Below are 17,799 nucleotides of genomic sequence, written 5' to 3'. Positions count from 1 at the left end.
GCCATGACCCCACCCCTTCCCGGCACCATCCGCCACGACGAGACCGTGCCCGCGCGCGCGCCGTGGATGCACCGCATCAACGCGGGCGAAACGCTGCGCATCGTCGATCTCGAAGGTAATCAGGCGGTCGATTTCCTGATGTACGCCGCCGCCGACGATGCCGAACGCTACAGCGCGCAGGATACGATCGCGGCACAGCGCAACCTGTTCCTGCGCGCCGGCGCAGTGCTGCTGTCCAACGAAGGCCGGCCGATGATGACGATCACTGCCACCAACGTCGCCTATCACGACACGATCGGCGGGGCCTGTTCCTGCGAATCCAACACGCTGCGCTACGGCCACCACACCAAGGCGCAACATAGCTGCGTCGACAATTTCCTCGACGCCAATGTCCGCGCCGGTCGCGGCAAGCGCGACATGGTGTCGAACATCAACTTCTTCATGAACGTGCCGGTCGAAGCGGACGGTACGCTCGGCATCGTCGATGGCATCTCCGCGCCCGGCCTGACCGTCGACCTGCGCGCCGAAATGGATGTGATCGTCGTCGTGTCCAACTGCCCGCAGATCAACAATCCGTGCAACGGGTTCAACCCGACGCCGGTCCGCATGCAGGTTTCGGCATGATGTTCGACAAGGTCCTGATCGCGAACCGCGGCGCGATCGCCTGCCGCATCATCCGCACGCTGAAGGCGATGGGCGTCGGCTCGGTCGCGGTGTTCAGCGACGCCGACGCCGGCTCCGCGCACGTGGCGCAAGCCGACGAGGCGGTCCGCATCGGCCCCCCGCCCGCCGCCGAAAGCTACCTCAACGTCGAAGCGATCCTGGCCGCGGCCGAGGCGACCGGCGCGCAGGCGATTCATCCCGGCTACGGTTTTCTCTCCGAAAACACCGCCTTCGCCGAGGCGTGCGCGGCCCGCGGCATCGCCTTCATCGGGCCGACCCCGGACAATATCCTCGCCTTCGGGCTGAAGCACACCGCGCGCGATCTCGCCGCCGCGCAGGGCGTCCCGCTCGCGCCGGGCACCGACCTGCTGCGCGACGAAGCCGCCGCCGTCAAAGCCGCCGCCACGATCGGCTACCCCGTCATTCTCAAGGCGACCGCGGGCGGCGGCGGCATCGGCATGAAGGTCTGCGCCGACGAGTCCGACATCCGCGAGGGCTTCGCCACCGTCGCCCGGCTCGGTGCGGGCAATTTCGGCGACGGCGGCGTCTTCCTCGAACGCTATGTCGCGCAAGCCCGCCATATCGAGGTGCAGGTCTTCGGCGACGGCGCGGGGAATGTCGTGGCGCTCGGCGAACGCGACTGCTCGCTCCAGCGCCGCAACCAGAAAGTGGTCGAGGAAACGCCCGCGCCGCGGCTCCCCGCCGCCACGCGACAGGCGCTGATCGACGCCGCCGTCCGGCTCACCAGCGCCGCGGCCTATCGCTCGGCGGGCACGGTCGAGTTTCTCTACGATTCCGAACGCGACGACTTCTTCTTCCTGGAGGTCAATACGCGGCTCCAGGTCGAACATGGCATCACCGAACAGGTCACCGGCGTTGACCTCGTCGAATGGATGGTGCGCGGTGCTGCCGGCGACTTCGCCTTCCTCGACGGCTACGCGGCGAAGCCCGTCGGCGCATCGATCCAGGTTCGCCTCTATGCCGAGGATCCCGCGCAGGATTATCGTCCGAGTTCCGGCCGCCTCGTCGGCGTGTCGTTCCCGCAAGGCCCGCGCGTCGACAGCTGGATCGCCGCCGGGACCGAGGTTTCGGCCTGGTATGATCCGATGCTCGCCAAGTTGATCGTCACCGCCCCCACCCGCGACGCGGCGGTGGCCGCGATGCAGGATGCGCTCGACCGCACGATGATCGCCGGGATCGAGACCAATCTCGACTGGCTGCGCACCGTGGTCCGATCGGATGTGTTCACCAGCGGCGCAGTCTCCACCCGTGCGCTCGCGGACATCGCCTACACCCCGCGCTCGATCCGCGTGCTCGCCGGCGGTGCGTCCACCACGGTGCAGGATTATCCTGGCCGGCTCCATCTCTGGAACATCGGCGTGCCGCCGTCGGGGCCGATGGACGCGCTCGCCTTCCGGCTCGGCAACCGCCTGCTCGGCAATGACGAAGGCGCAGCAGGGCTCGAGATCACCGCCGCTGGCCCCACGCTGCTCTTCAACGCCGCCACGCGGATCTGCCTGACCGGTGCCGATTTCGACGCGACGCTCGATGGTGCGCCGGTGCGCCGCTACGAACCCGTCGCCGTCGCGGCCGGCCAGGCGCTGAAGATCGGCCGCGTCACCGGCGGCGGCATGCGCGGCTATATCGCGATCGCCGGCGGGCTCGACGTGCCGCTGTTCCTCGGCAGCCGCAGCGCCTTCACGCTCGGGGAATTCGGCGGCCATGCCGGACGCGCGGTGATGACCGGCGACACACTGCACCTTGGGCGCAGCGATCCGGCCCCCGCGCCCGCCGCAACGCTGGCTCCCGCCGACCAGCCGGCGATCACCCGCGACTGGACGCTGGCCGTCCTCTACGGCCCGCACGGCGCACCCGATTTCTTCACGCCCGACGACATTGCCATGCTGCGCGAAACCGCGTGGAAGGTCCACTACAACTCCAACCGCACCGGCGTCCGCCTGCTCGGTCCGAAGCCGCAATGGGCGCGCCAGGACGGCGGCGAGGCGGGGCTCCACCCCTCCAACATCCACGACAATGCCTATGCGATCGGCGCGGTCGATTTCACCGGCGACATGCCGATCATCCTCGGCCCCGACGGCCCGTCGCTCGGCGGCTTCGTCTGCCCATTCGTGGTCGCGCAGGCGGACCTGTGGAAGGTCGGCCAGCTTGCGCCCGGCGACACCGTCCGCTTCGCGCCCGTCGACAATGCGACGGCGGTGGCGGCCGAACAGGCGCAGGACCGGCTCGTCGCCACGCTCTCCGGCACACCGACGCAGCCTCCCGCAGGCGACGCACTCGGTTCCCCGATCCTCCACGCGATCCCGGCGCAGGGCGTGCGCCCGGCGGTCACCTACCGCCAGCAGGGTGATCGCAACCTGCTCGTCGAATATGGCCCGATCATGCTCGACCTCGAACTGCGGCTCCGCGTCCACGCGCTGATGCTGGAGGTCGAGGCCGCGGCACTCACCGGCATCATCGACGTCACGCCCGGCATCCGCTCGCTCCAGATCCATTATGACAGCCGCCAGTTGAGCCAGGCCGCGCTGCTGGGTGCCCTCCTGGCGGCCGAGGAACGGCTCGGCGGGCTCGACGACTTCGAAATCCCGTCGCGCGTCGTCTACCTGCCGCTGTCGTGGAAGGACCCGGCGATCTACCGGACGATCGACAAGTATATCGAGTCCGTCCGCGATGACGCGCCCTGGTGCCCCGACAATATCGAATTCATCCGCCGCGTGAACGGCCTCGGCAGCATCGACGATGTCCAGCGGATCGTGTTCGACGCCGAATATCTCGTCATGGGTCTCGGCGACGTCTATCTCGGCGCGCCGGTGGCGACCCCGATCGACCCGCGCCACCGGCTCGTCACCACCAAGTACAACCCCGCCCGCACCTGGACCCCGCCGAACGTCGTCGGCATCGGCGGCGCCTATATGTGCATCTACGGCATGGAGGGGCCGGGCGGCTACCAGCTGTTCGGCCGCACGATCCAGGTCTGGAACGCCTGGCGCCAGACCGACGCCTTCCGCGACGGCAAACCCTGGCTGCTGCGCTTCTTCGACCGCATCCGCTTCTTCCCGGTCAGCCACGACGAACTGACCGAATGGCGCCGCGACTTCCCGCTCGGGCGACGCGCGATCCGGATCGAGGAGGAGATGTTCCGCCTGTCGGACTATCGCGCCTTCCTGACCGAGAACGCCGGGTCGATCGCGGACTTCCAGACCCGGCGCCAGGCCGCGTTCGACGAAGAACGCGCGGACTGGGAGCGCAACGGCGAGTTCGACCGCGTCGCCGCGCTGACCGAAGACGCCGGCGGCGGGGATGTCGCGGCCGAGATCGACCTGCCCGCCGGCTGCGAACTGGTCGAGGCCCCGTTCGGCGGCAGCCTGTGGAAGCTGCTCGTTGCCGAAGGGGCAAGCGTCACAGCGGGCGACACGATCGGCATCATCGAGGCGATGAAGATGGAATCCCCCGTGACAAGCCCGTTCACCGGCACGGTCCGGCGGATCTACGTGCAGGAGAAACAAGCGCTCGCCCCCGGCGGCGCAATGCTCGCGGTGGAGGTGGCATGACCGATCCGTTCGAAGTCGGCACGATCGCCGCCGCCGTCGTCAGCGGCCGCACCGACGCGGTGACCGTCGCCCGCGAAGCGCTCGCCCGCATCGACGCCTATGCCGCGATCCAGCCGGCCGTGTGGATCACCCGCATTGCCGAAGACGCGGTGCTGAAAGCCGCACGGCAGGTCGACGCACGGATCGCCGCGGGCGAGGTCCTGCCGCTCGCCGGGGTGCCGTTCGCAATCAAGGACAATATCGATCTCGCCGGCGTGCCCACCACCGCCGCCTGCCCCGATTTCGCCTATACCCCGGCCACATCGGCGGAAGTGGTCGAACGTCTCGTCGCGGCCGGTGCGGTCGCGATGGGCAAGACCAACCTCGACCAGTTCGCGACCGGCCTCAACGGCACGCGCAGCCCTTATGGCGCGCCCGCCTGCGTGTTCAACCGCGCCTATGTCAGCGGCGGGTCCAGCTCCGGCTCCGCGGTGGCGGTCGCGGCCGGGCTGGTGGCCTTCGCGCTGGGCACCGACACTGCAGGGTCGGGCCGCGTCCCCGCCGCGTTCAACGGGCTGGTCGGCATGAAACCCACCAAGGGCCGCTGGAGCACGGCCGGGCTGGTGCCGGCCTGCCGCACGCTCGACTGCATCACCGTGCTCGCCCACACGATCGGCGATGCTCGCATGGTCGACGCCGCCGTCGCCGGCTTCGACACCGCCGATCCCTATTCGCGCTCATGTGAGGACCACCCGCTCACGACCCGCCGCCGGATCGGCGTGCCAAGGCCGGACCAGCGCGTCTTCCTCGGCGATGCCGCCTCCGAACGGCTGTACGAACGGGCGCTGGCGACGCTCGCGGCCGACGGTGCCGAACTGGTCGATATCGACATGACGCCGTTGCGAGAAACCGCGATGCTGCTCTACGGCGGCCCATGGGTCGCGGAACGCACCGCCGCCGCGTTGCCGCTACTCGATACGCACCCCGACGCCATCGATTCTACCGTCCGCGCGATCATGGAAGACGGTCGCTCGGTCAGCGGCGTCGACGTGTTCCGGGGCCAGTACCGGCTCGCCGAACTCCAGCGGATTGCCGATGCGATGTGGCAGGATATCGATCTGCTCGCGCTGCCGACGACGCCGACCATCTACCGCATCGCCGAAATGCGCGCCGCGCCGATCGCGCTCAACAGCAATCTCGGGCTGTACACCAACTTCGTGAACCTGCTCGACATGGCGGCCCTCGCGCTGCCTGCCGGCTGGCGCGACAATGGCACCGGTTTCGGCATCACGCTGATCGCCCCGGCCTGGACCGACCGGGCGCTGCTCGACGCCGGCGACGCCTATCTCGCGGCGGCCGCCCTTCCCCCACCCCCTGCCCTGAACATCGAGGATCCTATGGAAATCGTGAAGCTCGCCGTCGTCGGCGCCCATCTCGAAGGCATGCCGCTCCACTGGCAACTGACGTCGCGCGACGCCCGCCTGGTCGCCGCCACCACTACCGCACCGACCTACAAACTCTATGCGATGGCCAATTCGACGCCGCCCAAGCCCGCGCTGATCCACGACGCCGCCGGCGCCGCGATCGCGGTGGAGGTCTATGAACTCGATGTCGCCGCGTTCGGCAGCTTCGTGGTCGAAGTGCCGGCACCGCTTGCGATCGGATCGGTCACGCTGGCCGACGGGTCGACCGTCAAGGGTTTCGTGGCCGAACCGCGTGCCATCGTGGGGGCAGAGGACATCACCGCGCTTGGCGGCTGGCGCGCCTATATCGAAACATTGTCGCGCGCGGGGGGCTCATGACCCCGCGCGACGCTCCGCACGCCACGGCCCTTGCCGAACTCCGTCGCGCCAAGGAGTCGGCAGAAGCCGCCAACGAAGCCAAGACCCGCTATCTGGTCGCGGTCAGCCATGAGATCCGCTCCCCGCTCAACGTGATCTACGGCTACGCCCAGCTGCTCGAGCGCGACGACACGCTGTCCGGCGCGACGGTCGGCACGATCATCCGCCGATCGGCCGAACATGTCACCAATCTGGTCGAGGGCCTGCTCGAAATCTCCCGCATCGAAAGCGGCGTGCTGACGATCCGCGCCGACATCGTCGATATCCGGAGCCTGCTTGGCCACGTCGTCGACATGTTTCGCGTCCAGGCGGCAGCCAAGGGCCTCACGCTCACGCTCGACATCGACGACCGCCTGCCGGATCGGGTCAAGACGGACGAGAAGCGACTCCGTCAGATCCTCATCAATCTCTGCTCGAACGCCATCAAATATACGCAGGACGGCGGCGTCACCATCACCGTGCGCTATCGCAGCCAGGTGGCCGACATCGCGGTCAGCGATACCGGCATCGGCATCGCGCCGGCCGATCTGGACCGCGTCTTCGATCCCTTCGACCGCGGCAGTTCGGCCGAGGCGCAGCTGCAGCCCGGCATCGGGCTCGGCCTCGCGATCACCCGCGTGCTCGCCCATGTGCTGGGCGGTGATATCGCCGTCACCAGCACGCCCGGCGTCGGCAGCGTCTTCCGCTTCCGCGTCATGCTGCCCACCCCCGCTCTGGCGACGCCCGTTCTACCCGGTCGCGCCGCGGCGCAGGGCGCGCGCGTCATCGGCTACCAGGGCGCACCGCGCACCATACTGGTAATCGACGACGATCCCGCCCAACGCGCGATCCTCCAATCGCTGCTGCACGGGCTCGGCTTCGTCGTCCATACCGCGTGCAACGGGGCCGATGGGATCGCGCTCGCCGCATCCCTCCCGGTCGACATCGTCCTGCTCGACATCCAGATGCCCGGCCTCGACGGGTGGCAGGTCGCCGAACGGCTGCGCACCGCGCACGGACCGCGTCTCCGGATCGTCATGGTCTCGGCCGACGCGCATCAGTTCCACGCCGGCGGCGACGGCCGCAGCAGCCACGATGCCTTCGTCACCAAGCCGGTCGAACTCGACGCGCTGGTGGCGCTGATCGGCAGCCAGCTCGACCTGCACTGGGACGCAGCGGACCAGGCCCCCGAAAGCGGCGCGACCGACGCAACACAGCCCGCCGCCACGCCGATGCCGCCCGCGCCGTCCGAAGCGTTCCCGTTCCTCGACCGACTGAACGATTACGCCGCCGTCGGCTATGTCCGCGGAATGGAAAGTGCCTTGAACGACCTCGCCCATGCGGTGCCGGATGCCGCCCCCCTGGTAGCGGTGCTGCGCCGCCAGCTGAACGATCTCGACCTGCGCTCGCTCCGGAAGACGATCGACCATGCAACGCGCTGAATCTCCCGGCATGGCGCGCCCGGTCGTCCTGGTCGTCGACGACACGCCCGAGGCGTTGCGGTTCCTGACCACGACGATCGAACAGGCCGGCATGACCGTGCTGATCGCGATCGACGGGCTGGCGGCGCTGGATCTGCTGAAGAAGATCACGCCCGACCTCATCCTGATGGACGCGGTGATGCCGAACCTCGACGGGTTCGAAACGACCCGGCGGATCAAGGCGCAGCCGGCGTTCCAGCACCTGCCGATCATCTTCATGACCGGCCTGACCGAACCCGACCAGGTCGTGCGCGGGCTGACCGCCGGCGGGATCGATTTCGTCAGCAAGCCGATCGTGATCGACGAACTGCTCGCACGCATCCGGGTCCACCTGAACACCGCGCGCGTCGCACATGGCAGCCATCTGGCGCTCGACATGAGCGGCCGGCCGGCGCTGGCGGTCGACGGGGCCGGCGAACCGCTCTGGCTGACGCCGGCGGCCAGCGCGATGCTCGAACGGCTGTTCCCGGGCTGGTCCTGCGCATCGGCCCGCCTGCCCGAACCGTTTCTCGGCGCACTCCGCGCGTTGCAGGCCAGCGCCCCCACGCCCGGCGCGCGTGTCTCAGTGGCCGCTGGCGATCGCACGCTCGAGGCCGGCCTGCTGCGCACCACCGCCGCCGACCAATGGGTGTTCCGGCTGGCCGAACGCCATGAGGGCGAGGACAAGGCGACGCTCGCCGCCCAGCATGGGCTGACCTCGCGCGAGGCGGAAGTGCTGCTCTGGATCAGCCGCGGCAAGCAGAACCGCGAAGTCAGCGCGATCCTGGAGATCAGCCCGCGCACCGTGAACAAGCATCTCGAACAGATCTTCGAGAAGATGGGCGTCGAAAATCGCGCGTCGGCAACGGCGATCGCCGTCGCCACGCTCACCCGCTAAGGCCCCGAATCGCATGGACCGGCCGATCCCCGCACGCGCCGCCGCGATCCGCGCCACACTTGCCCGCGGGGATGCCGACGACGCCTTCGCGTCCGCCACACGCTGGCGGACGGAAGCTCCGGACGCGGCCGAGGCGCACTTCCTCGCCGGGGTCGCCTCGGCCATGCTGGGCAAGGTCACCGCCGCGATCGGCCTGATCGAAACCGCGGTTGAACGCGACGGCCGCGGCGAATATCACGCCCAGCTCGCCCGCCTCTACACGCTCGTCCGGCGCGATGCGGACGCCGCCCGCGCGCTTGCCGCCGCAGAAGCCTCACCCCCGGCCGACGCGCTCGGCCGCGACACGATGGGCTGCGTCTACGCCCGGCTCGGCGATCACGCCGCCGCGCTCCCGCATTTCGCCGAGGCGATACGCCTCGCCCCCGCGAACACCGCGTTCCGCTACAACCACGCCGCCGCGCTCAGCTTCGTCGGGCGGCAGGAGGAGGCAGAACAGGCGATCGAAGCCCTGCTCGCGCTCACCCCCGCCGATGCCCGCGCCCATCACCTGCTCGCCGGCCTGCGCCGCCAGACGCCGGACCGCAACCATGTCGACCGGCTGACGAAAACCCGCAGGGCCGCCCGCGCGCCCCGCGACCGACTGCTGCTCGGCTATGCACTCGCCAAGGAGATCGACGACCTCGCCGACCCGCACGCCGCCTTCGCGATCCTGACCGGGGCGAACGCCGAACACCGCGCCACGCTCCCCTACCGCTTCGCCGACGATGCCGCGATCTTCGACGCCGTCACCGCCGCCTGGCCGAAGATCTCTAAGTCCCCGGTCGTGGATCCCTCGCCGGCATCACCGATCTTCATCGTCGGCATGCCGCGCACCGGCACGACGCTGGTCGATCGCATCCTGTCCTCCCACCCCGCCGTCGAAAGCGCCGGCGAACTCCAGGCCATGCCGCTCGCGGTCAAGGCCGCCGCCGGCACGCGTAGCCGCACTGTCCTCGACGTTGACACGATCCACGCCGCGGCCGGCGCCGATCTCGCCGCCATCGGCCGCGACTATCTCGCCCGCGCCGCCTCGCATGTCGCCGGCGCACGGCCGCGCTTCGTCGACAAGTTTCCGGGGAATGTCTTCTACGTCGGGCTGATCGCGCGGGCGCTGCCGAACGCGACGATCATCTGCCTGCGCCGCAACCCGATGGACACGATCCTCGCCAACTTCCGCAACCTGTTCGCGATCGGCTCGCGCTACTACGACTATAGCTACGACCTGCTGGACATCGCGGCCTATTACGAGCGCTTCGACCGGCTGATGGCCCTCTGGCGTACCGCCCTCCCCGGCCGCGTGCTCGAACTCGGCTACGAATCGCTCGTCGCGGACCAGCAGTGCGAAACAGCGCGTCTGCTCGACCATTGCGGCCTCGACTGGTCCGACGCCTGCCTCGATTTCCACGCCAACGCCGCACCCGTCTCCACGCCCAGCGCCGCACAGGTCCGGCGCCCGCTCTACCGTGACGCCGTCGATCGCTGGCGCCGCCACGCCGACGCCCTCGCCCCCGCCCGCGCCTTCCTCATCTCGCGTGGGATCGCCGTCGACTGAGGTGCAGCCGCGCCCCGTCTGCGGCTGAAAACACCACGGGACCATCGCACGCCACCGCGCCGACGTACGTCATTCGCACACCTGCCACCCCGGTTCCCGCAACCTAGGGTGCAGACGCATGTCGGCATCCTGGCCGACCGCACCGGGTGGGATGCGATGAACAAAGTCCTGTCGAGTTATGTGCAACCGGTCATGGTCGCCGGCATCCTGCTGTTCTGGGCGTTCGGCCCGGCGGGCTGGATCGCCAGCCCCTGGTCGATCGTGGCCGCGACCCTGCTCACCACCGCGCTGATCCAGGGTCTCGAATGGGTGAACGAACGCCATTCGAGCTGGCGCCTGACGAAACGCGAATTCCTCACCGACGTCTTCTACGTGATCCTCAGCTATACCGTGATCGCTTGGGCGACCGCGACGCTGGCCGAAGAACCGCTGAAGGCGGCCAAGGACGCGCTTGGGATCGGCACCCCCTGGGCGATGCAGCTGCCGTTCCTGGTTCAGGTCGCACTGGTCGTGCTGCTGATCGAATTCGGGCAATATTGGCTCCACCGGCTGATGCACAACCAGTCCTTCTTCTGGTCGACGCACGCGCCGCATCATCACCTGACGCAGCTCAACGCGATGAAGGGCGCGGTCGGCAACCCGATCGAACTGTTCCTCATCAGCCTCAGCGTTGTCGCGCTGCTCGATCTGCCACAGGCCGCGATCTTCTGCGCGATCAACATCCTGGCGGTGGTCGCAACCTTCGCCCATGCCAATACGCGCTTCGATCCGCCGCGCTGGTACGCGTTCGTCTTCACGACAATCCGCAACCACAGCCTGCACCATTCGACCGGCTATGAAGAAACGCGCTGCAACTATGGCAATTCGCTGATCCTGCTCGACCGCATCTTCGGCACCTACCGCGAGGGCGAGGCCGAAATGGTGGGTCAGGACGACCGGCGGCGGCTGACCATCCCGGAACAGTTCCTCTTCCCGGCGCGCCCGTTGATCGACCGGTTGCATGCGCGCCGGACCGACCGCGCGGTGAAAGGTTCCGCCCGATCGGCATGACACGACGCGCGGCACGAACCTTGGAGACGATATTGACGATGAAGATCTGGACCGCCGCGTTGCTCGCCGGCACCTTGGCCGCGGCCCCCGCATCCGCCGCCGACCCGCGCGAACAGGTGATGCCGGTGCCCGGCTTCGCGGATTTCCTGGCGGTCGACGGCGACACCGTGTGGGCCACCAATGTCGGGCGCGTCGAACGCTGGTCCCGCGCGGGCAAGCGGGCGTCGGTCGCCATGGCGCATCCCTGCGGCGCGATGACGATCGCGTTCCGGTCGCTGTGGGTCGCGGACTGCAAGACCAGCACGCTCAGCCGCATCGACCTGAAGACCGCGAAGGTCAGCGCCGTGATCGCGACCGGCATCGCCAATCCTAAGGGCGAGCTGAACGTCGTCGCCGGCGCGGGATCGGTCTGGGTAGCGAGCGACGCCAAAGGCATGATTGCACGGATCGAACCCGCGACGAACACCGTCACCGCATCCATCCCGGTCAATCCGGACAGCTTCTACCTCACCTTCGGCATGGGATCGCTCTGGGCGGCCAGCGGCACGCAGCGCAGCCTGCAGAAGATCGACCCTGCCACCAACCGCGTCGTCGCGACCACGGCGCTCGGCCGCGAACCCGGTTTCCTGACCGCCGGCGAGGGTTCGGTCTGGGTGCAGGAGCAGGGCGACGGCACCGTCGCGCGGATCGATCCCGCGACCGCCAAGGTATCCGGCCGGGTCAAGGTCGACGAGACGCTGAAATATGGCGACATCGACACGGGCGGCGGCAAGGTATGGTTGCGGACGACCGCCGGCCAGACCTTCGTGGTGATCGACCCCGCCTCGCTCGCCATCACCGCACGCCTGGGCAAGGCGGCCGGCAGCGGCGCGCTCCGCTATACGCCCGCCGGCATCTGGACCAGCGCACACGACGCCCATACCCTGTCCTGGTGGGCCACTCCACGAACGGCCGGCGACTGACGCCCGGACTGCGCTGACACGTCGCTTGCCACGCAACCAAATGGAACGGAGGATAAATGAACCATCCATTCCGAGCGAAGCCGGGACGGGCTACGGCACCCCCCTGACTTCGCTCGGACGAACAAACCTCACTCCGGCCTTGGCGCGACCGGATAAACGATGAAATCGTGGTGCCGATCGATGGCCGGCGGCGTCTTGGCGGAAGCAGTCGCGGCGGCCAGTTCCGCGATCGCCGACGGTGCAAGCGCGAGGCCATGCTCGGACGGATGCGCGGCAGCCTCCATCGGATAATCCTGTCCGGGCGTCGTCGTCATCTCGATATGCGCCCCTAGCAGCGCGCGGATCGGATGGGTCCGGGCGAAACCGGCCAGTCGTTCCGCGCTTGCGCGAAACACATCGAACCGATCGCGCGGCACGTACAGCCTCCCCGGATACAGCATGTCGCCCGAGAATAGCAGCCGCGTCCGCGCATCATAGACCATGACATGCGCCGGCTCGTGACCCGGCGTCGGCACGATATCCAGCGTCCGACCACCAAGTTCGTAATGGCCGATCCCGCGCGGCCAGTCCCGGACTCCGAAGAACGCCGCGACCTCTGCCGGCTTCAATCCGACCATGACGGTATTCGGCCGGTCGCGATACTCGTCGTCACCGGCATGATGATCGCCATGGCCATGCGAGTGCGCGACGATCAGCCGGATCGCCCGCTGCCCATGCCGCGCGCGCCAGTCCGCGACGAGTCGGTCCACGGTCGGCCGGATTGCCAGGCCGCCGGCTCCGCTGTCGATCAACAGCGCCCGGTCGCGGCCGAACAGCAGGTAGAGGAACGGCGCCTCGAAATTCGTTCGTACCGATTGCCGGATCGCGAACGTGTCCGCATCGATACGCTGTACCTGCGTCCCGGGTTCGCCCCCTGTCGTGCCGTCGATCCAAGGCGCGAAGTGCGGCCCGACGTCGGCCCCAGTCGCAGCCATCAGAAGAAATGCAGCGACGGCAAGTGTGCCCGAACCGAACACACCGCGCCTGATATGTCTGAAAGGCGCCGACATCATCCGGCGAGACTAGACACCGGGACGCGGCCCGCCATACGCCATTTACCGGACCGCCGCCGGGCGGAGATCGCCCGACCGCGGCCCGCGTAAAAAATCAGCGTGCTGCCAGCTGCGTCCCGCGTGCCGGCTCACGTGCGGCGGTCGCGACGGCGACACGGGCACGGATGTCGGCGATCACGTCCGCACGGCAACCGCGGGCCTGCGCGCCAAGTGCCAGGTGGATCGTGCTCATCCCCTGACCGCACACCTTGTTCGCAACATCGTCCATGCGGATCGCCAGGCGCTTCTGCCCGTCGACACTGGCGAAGTTGATCCCACTCAGGTCGAGCACGGCGGTGTCGGCGGAAAAAGGATTTGCGGCGGTTGCGGCAAGGGCGGGCGACGCCGCCAACACTGCGGCACAGACCGCGAGACCAATCTTCATCATCATCTCCTGCTATTGTGAACCTGCCGCTCTCCGGCAGCATGGTTGCAAGGATGTAGGACCGCCCCCCGGCGATCACAAGCACAAGGCGGCCGCGCGGGCGTCCGAAATCAGCGCGCGCTGACCACCAGCGACGCGATCTCGTTGCGCGATCCGAGCGCGCCGGGCGGCAGCAGCACCCGCTCGGACCGCTCCGTAAGCGTATCCGGATCCGCGACGACCACCCGCAACGCATAGCCCCGCGCGATCGGCCAGGTCCGCGCCACGGTCAGCGGGACCGTCGCCTGCCACTTGCGCCCACCGTCCACCGCCAGCGCCCGCGCGCCGATCCGGACGACCGCCGTCGCGCTCGGCCGATATCCCGACAGACGCAGGCAGCTTTCCGGCCCGCACTGTACCAGCCGCGCCCGCATCGCCCGCGCCCCCTGCGCCGGTGCGGCCACCATCGTCAGCGCACAGAACAGGCCGGCGAACGGGACGATGAAACGACGAAGATCGTGGATGGCCATGACCGCCGATACCGCGCCCCGCGCGGCCGGGGCATTCGCTGTTTGACGTAGGCTATTCGACGTCGTCCGCCCCGGCGCCCGGCGCGCATCCTCCGCATCATGCGGCTTACGTCAAACACCCCATGTCGGTCCGTCCGGAATATCCACACTCTCCTCCCAGCATTGGCCCCCGAACGAGGTGCCGGCATCGATACGGTCGCGGAGGGGCGACCGCGTTTCAGGTATCAGGGGGCTTATATGGCAGGACGATTTTCGCGCGCTGGTCTGTTGTGCGCGACCGCGCTGGTCGGCGTGATGGCGGTGCCGGCACTGGCCCAGGAAACAGTCGCCACCGCTACCGCGCCCGCAGCATCCGGCGCGGAAACCGCCGTCGCCGACGCCAACGAGATCATCGTCACCGGCAGCCGCCGCCGCACCACGCTGCAGGATGCGCCGATCAACATCACCGCCGTATCCTCCGAAACGATCCAGACGCAGCGGCTCGACGATATCCGCTCGCTGGCTTCCTTCACGCCCGGCGTCACGGTGGCCGATACCGGCCCGGCATCGACCGGTGGCATCATCCTGCGCGGCATCGCGTCGGGCGACACCAGCGTATTCGGCGCCAACGCCGGCAACTCGGTCGGGGTCTATCTGGGCGAAGTGCCGCTCTACCTTGATTTCAAGCTGATCGACGTCAACCGGGTCGAGGTCCTGCAGGGGCCGCAGGGCACGCTCTACGGCCTCGGCACGCTGGCCGGCGCGGTCCGTTACATCCCCAACCGCCCCGAAACCGATCGCTTCTCGGTCGATGTCCATGGCCGCGGCTATGCGCAGTCGCACTCTGACGATTTCGGCGGGGTCGGCGACGTCGCGATCAACGTCCCGCTGATCAAGGACCATGTCGCGTTCCGCACCTCGACCGGCTATTACCGCAACGCCGGCTTCATCGATTACAACTACCTGCTCCAGCAGCCGGGCGTTTCCGACCCGCAACCCGGCCGCGCGACCGCGACGTCGACCGGATCGTTCGGCACGACCGCGGACTATGCCGCCAACTTCCGGCGCCGCGAGGATGTGAACTACGAACGCACGTTCACCACGCGCAACCAGCTGCTGCTTCAATATAATCCCGACATCAAGGCGTACCTCACCTACGCGCATCAACGCACCAAGACCGGCGGGCGACAGGCCAATGGCGCGGGCGTGCTGGGCACCGGCAACTATGAAGGGCCGTTCCGCTATCTCGAACCGGTCGACCGCAGCGCGGATCTGTTTTCGGCCGAATTCAACATCGGGCTCGGCAACATCGCCCAGCTCGTCAGCACCACCGCCTATACCGAGCAGGATATCAGCACGACCGACGACAACACCGATCTGCTGCTCGATCTGGACTATGGCTATGAAGCGTTCCCGGCCTTCTCTTCCTTCGCCAACAACGAACGCAAGTATAAGCAGCTGAATCAGGAGGTCCGGCTCGTCTCCACCCATGGCGGTCCGCTGAACTGGGTGATCGGCGGCTTCTACAACCGCCTGAAACTCAACACCGACCGGCGCGAATATACGCCGGGCTTCTCCGAATTTGCCGGCCTCGACCGGGCCGACAATCTGGAATATATTGCCCAGCTGCGCAGCAAGACGGTGGAAAAGGCGGTCTACGGCGAAGCGACGCTCAACCTGACCAGCGCGTGGCAGGTGACGGGCGGTCTGCGCTACTTCAAATATGATGCCACCGTCGCCGGCGGCAGCGCCCTCCCACTGATCGGCGTCGGGATCGGCCCCTTCCCGTCCACGACGATCAACCCCGCGCGGGTGCGGACCGGGGGAACCGGCAAGGACGGCTTCGTCTGGAAAGCGAACACGTCGTACAAGTTCAGCAGCGATCTGCTGGCCTATGCCACCTACTCGACCGGCTACCGGGTCGGCGGCGTCAATCAGGTCGTGGCCTGCACGCCGGAGGATCTGGCCAGGGCCGCCTCGGGTGGCCAGGTCCTGTGCGCCCTGCCCAACGAGCTGTTCTACGGCCCGGACCGGACCAAGAATGCGGAAATCGGCGTGCGCACCAGCCTGTTCGACAAGCGGCTCCAGTTCACGGTGGATGCCTTCCATGTCAAATGGTCGGGCGTCCAGGTGCCCAGCCAGACGTTGAACGGCGCGATCGGCATCACAGTCAACGGCGCGGAGGCAGTGTCGAAGGGTTTCGATTTTTCAGGCACGTTCAAGATCACGCCCAATCTGGCGGTGATCGGCACTTACTCCTATGTCGATGCCCATCTGACGCGGGACGTCACCGGACTGGTCGTCAGCCAGGGCGTCCGCGACGATGCGTTCGACGGCGATCGGCTGCCCGGCTCGGCCAAGAATTCCGGCAGCGCGCAGCTCGTCTATAATCATCCGCTCGGCGACGGTCGCCGGATCCAGGCGAACTGGGCCTCTGTCTACCGCGGCAGCATCTATTCCCGCGTCGGCCTGCGCGGCAATGGCGAGGCGATCCCGAGCTATGTGACGCACAGCGCATCGCTGAACTACATCACCGCACCGTTCGAAATCGGTCTCTTCGCCGACAACATCTTCGATAAATATGCGGTGACCGCGATCAGCAACGATCGGTCCTCGTTCAACCAGGTCCGGACCGACACGGTCGAACGCTATTATTCCCGCGGCGTGCTGACTCCTCGGCGGGTCGGCGTGGAATTCCGGCTCCATTATTGATCGGCCCGGGGCCAACCGACTGGGTCTGGCACTTGTACCAAGAATCTGCGTCCTGCCGGAGATATCCGGCGAGGTGCAGGACCTTGGGCGGCCGGCAAAAATCGGACCAATGCGGTGTTCCGTTCCGCATCGGCCGCGGTTCTTCCCGAACCACATTCAGCCGACACGCTTCGCAGCGGAGCGAGCACGTGCCTGTGTCCCGGCTTCCCGACCGTCTGCGCGCGTGGCCGATATCCACAATCTGTTGCACGGCGCGAAAGATACTGGTCCGATCGATCGCACCGTGATTTTTAAGGGGGTCGACCGGATCACGGCGCGGATTTACCGACGGACTCGTTCGGCTCGATCAATTCAGGCGCAACCATCAACCGGCGAACCGGTCAGCTGTTCGTCACCCCCTCTACCAAAACCAAGCCCGGCAAGACCGTTGCCGATATCTACCCGGCCGCATTGGGCGCGAAGGACGGGCACTCCGGCTCGTTACGTTCGTGTCTCGACACTGACGACATTCACAACGAAAATATCCGCTCATATTCGCAGAGCATATGGAGGGACCCAACTCCTGGAGGGTCCCTCATGGGCACCGAATTGCTAAGGAAATCCGACCCCTGAGGCTGTTGAAGCACGCACAGCGACCGCCGCCCTGCTTCCCGCAGGCGCTGCTGAGATAGTCTGGGCAAGTCGCCGAAGGTCAACAATCCATCCTCTCCGGCCTCGCCTGCAAGCCGTAGCCGGCAATGACATGGCCGCGCCGATCCAGGTCGAGAAAGACCCGCACATCAATCTCGCCGCCGACCGTCAATCACCACCTGCGTTTCGGATGGACCAAGTCCCCGCAGGTTCGCCTCGGACAGGACCTCCCCCGAACTGGCGGCTAGGAAGTTGCGACAGCGTCGCGATCGGGGCATTGTTCGCTAGCTAGATGCCGAACAGGCGCTCGACCGTTGTCGCACGCGCGTCCTTGATCTTCCGACGCGATACGGCTGGATGTCAGGCCCAGTACGGCAAATGTTGGCATTTGCGTGTGCCGGTCGATGGCCAGGATCTCGGGCTGTCCGGACCGGCCTGTCCGAGCGGGAGCCCGATGTTTAGCAAGGTGCTGCCTGCAGGTTGTGGCAGTGGGGACTGCTT

Annotated in this window: 12 protein-coding genes; 9 read left to right on the top strand and 3 right to left on the bottom strand. The window is 67.7% G+C overall.

The window, feature by feature from the left end; genetic code table 11:
* Window positions 1–3: 3 nt before the first annotated feature.
* The 8 genes from BKY59_RS15245 (at window position 4) to BKY59_RS15210 (ending at window position 11,992) form a co-directional block, all read left to right on the top strand.
* Window positions 4–624 (top strand): urea amidolyase associated protein UAAP2, encoded by a 621-nt coding sequence (locus tag BKY59_RS15245; protein ID WP_240500139.1) that lies wholly within the window; start codon window positions 4–6, stop codon window positions 622–624.
* Window positions 621–4,232, top strand: a complete 3,612-nt coding sequence (gene uca / locus BKY59_RS15240) for an urea carboxylase (RefSeq protein ID WP_206362089.1) — start codon at window positions 621–623, stop codon at window positions 4,230–4,232. The genes BKY59_RS15245 and uca overlap by 4 nt, the downstream gene beginning before the upstream one ends.
* A complete protein-coding gene (gene atzF / locus BKY59_RS15235; RefSeq protein WP_076073016.1) occupies window positions 4,229–6,013 on the top strand; it encodes an allophanate hydrolase in 1,785 nt (594 codons plus the stop codon). Before uca ends, atzF begins: the two co-directional genes overlap by 4 nt.
* Window positions 6,010–7,473: a hybrid sensor histidine kinase/response regulator gene (locus BKY59_RS15230; RefSeq protein ID WP_076073015.1), complete on the top strand. Its 1,464-nt coding sequence runs from the start codon at window positions 6,010–6,012 to the stop codon at window positions 7,471–7,473. The genes atzF and BKY59_RS15230 overlap by 4 nt, the downstream gene beginning before the upstream one ends.
* 10 nt (window positions 7,474–7,483) lie before the next feature.
* The gene (locus BKY59_RS15225) at window positions 7,484–8,389 is read left to right on the top strand and encodes a response regulator transcription factor (RefSeq protein WP_076073014.1); all 906 of its coding nucleotides are present in this window, start codon (window positions 7,484–7,486) and stop codon (window positions 8,387–8,389) included.
* Between the two features lie 13 nt (window positions 8,390–8,402).
* Window positions 8,403–9,980 carry a tetratricopeptide repeat-containing sulfotransferase family protein gene (locus tag BKY59_RS15220; protein WP_076073013.1) on the top strand — a complete coding sequence of 526 codons (1,578 nt, stop codon included), beginning with the start codon at window positions 8,403–8,405 and terminating at the stop codon, window positions 9,978–9,980.
* 156 nt (window positions 9,981–10,136) lie between these two features.
* Entirely contained in the window at window positions 10,137–11,030 is an 894-nt protein-coding gene (locus BKY59_RS15215) for a sterol desaturase family protein (RefSeq protein ID WP_076073301.1), read from the top strand.
* A 38-nt stretch (window positions 11,031–11,068) separates the two neighbouring features.
* The gene (locus BKY59_RS15210; RefSeq protein WP_076073012.1) at window positions 11,069–11,992 is read left to right on the top strand and encodes a Vgb family protein; all 924 of its coding nucleotides are present in this window, start codon (window positions 11,069–11,071) and stop codon (window positions 11,990–11,992) included.
* A gap of 128 nt (window positions 11,993–12,120) precedes the next feature.
* Here BKY59_RS15210 and BKY59_RS15205 read toward each other — a convergent pair whose 3' ends face one another.
* The 3 genes from BKY59_RS15205 to BKY59_RS15195 all read right to left on the bottom strand — a co-directional run bounded on the left by BKY59_RS15205 (window position 12,121) and on the right by BKY59_RS15195 (window position 13,977).
* Complete coding sequence (locus tag BKY59_RS15205; protein ID WP_240500138.1) at window positions 12,121–12,966, bottom strand: MBL fold metallo-hydrolase; 846 nt, start codon at window positions 12,964–12,966, stop codon at window positions 12,121–12,123.
* A gap of 172 nt (window positions 12,967–13,138) precedes the next feature.
* Entirely contained in the window at window positions 13,139–13,468 is a 330-nt protein-coding gene (locus BKY59_RS15200) for a UrcA family protein (protein WP_206362088.1), read from the bottom strand.
* Between the two features lie 110 nt (window positions 13,469–13,578).
* Window positions 13,579–13,977, bottom strand: coding sequence for a hypothetical protein (locus BKY59_RS15195; protein WP_076073010.1), 399 nt, complete (start codon window positions 13,975–13,977; stop codon window positions 13,579–13,581).
* A 237-nt stretch (window positions 13,978–14,214) separates the two neighbouring features.
* On the opposite strand from BKY59_RS15195, the gene BKY59_RS15190 reads away from it, so the two are divergent.
* Window positions 14,215–16,668: a TonB-dependent receptor gene (locus BKY59_RS15190; RefSeq protein WP_076073009.1), complete on the top strand. Its 2,454-nt coding sequence runs from the start codon at window positions 14,215–14,217 to the stop codon at window positions 16,666–16,668.
* Window positions 16,669–17,799: the final 1,131 nt, after the last annotated feature.

This window comes from Sphingomonas montana, from assembly GCF_001956315.1.
Classification (GTDB): domain Bacteria; phylum Pseudomonadota; class Alphaproteobacteria; order Sphingomonadales; family Sphingomonadaceae; genus Sphingomonas_R; species Sphingomonas_R montana.
The sequence above is the reverse complement of the archived record's forward strand: the minus strand, read 5'-3'. Positions and strand labels throughout refer to the sequence as shown.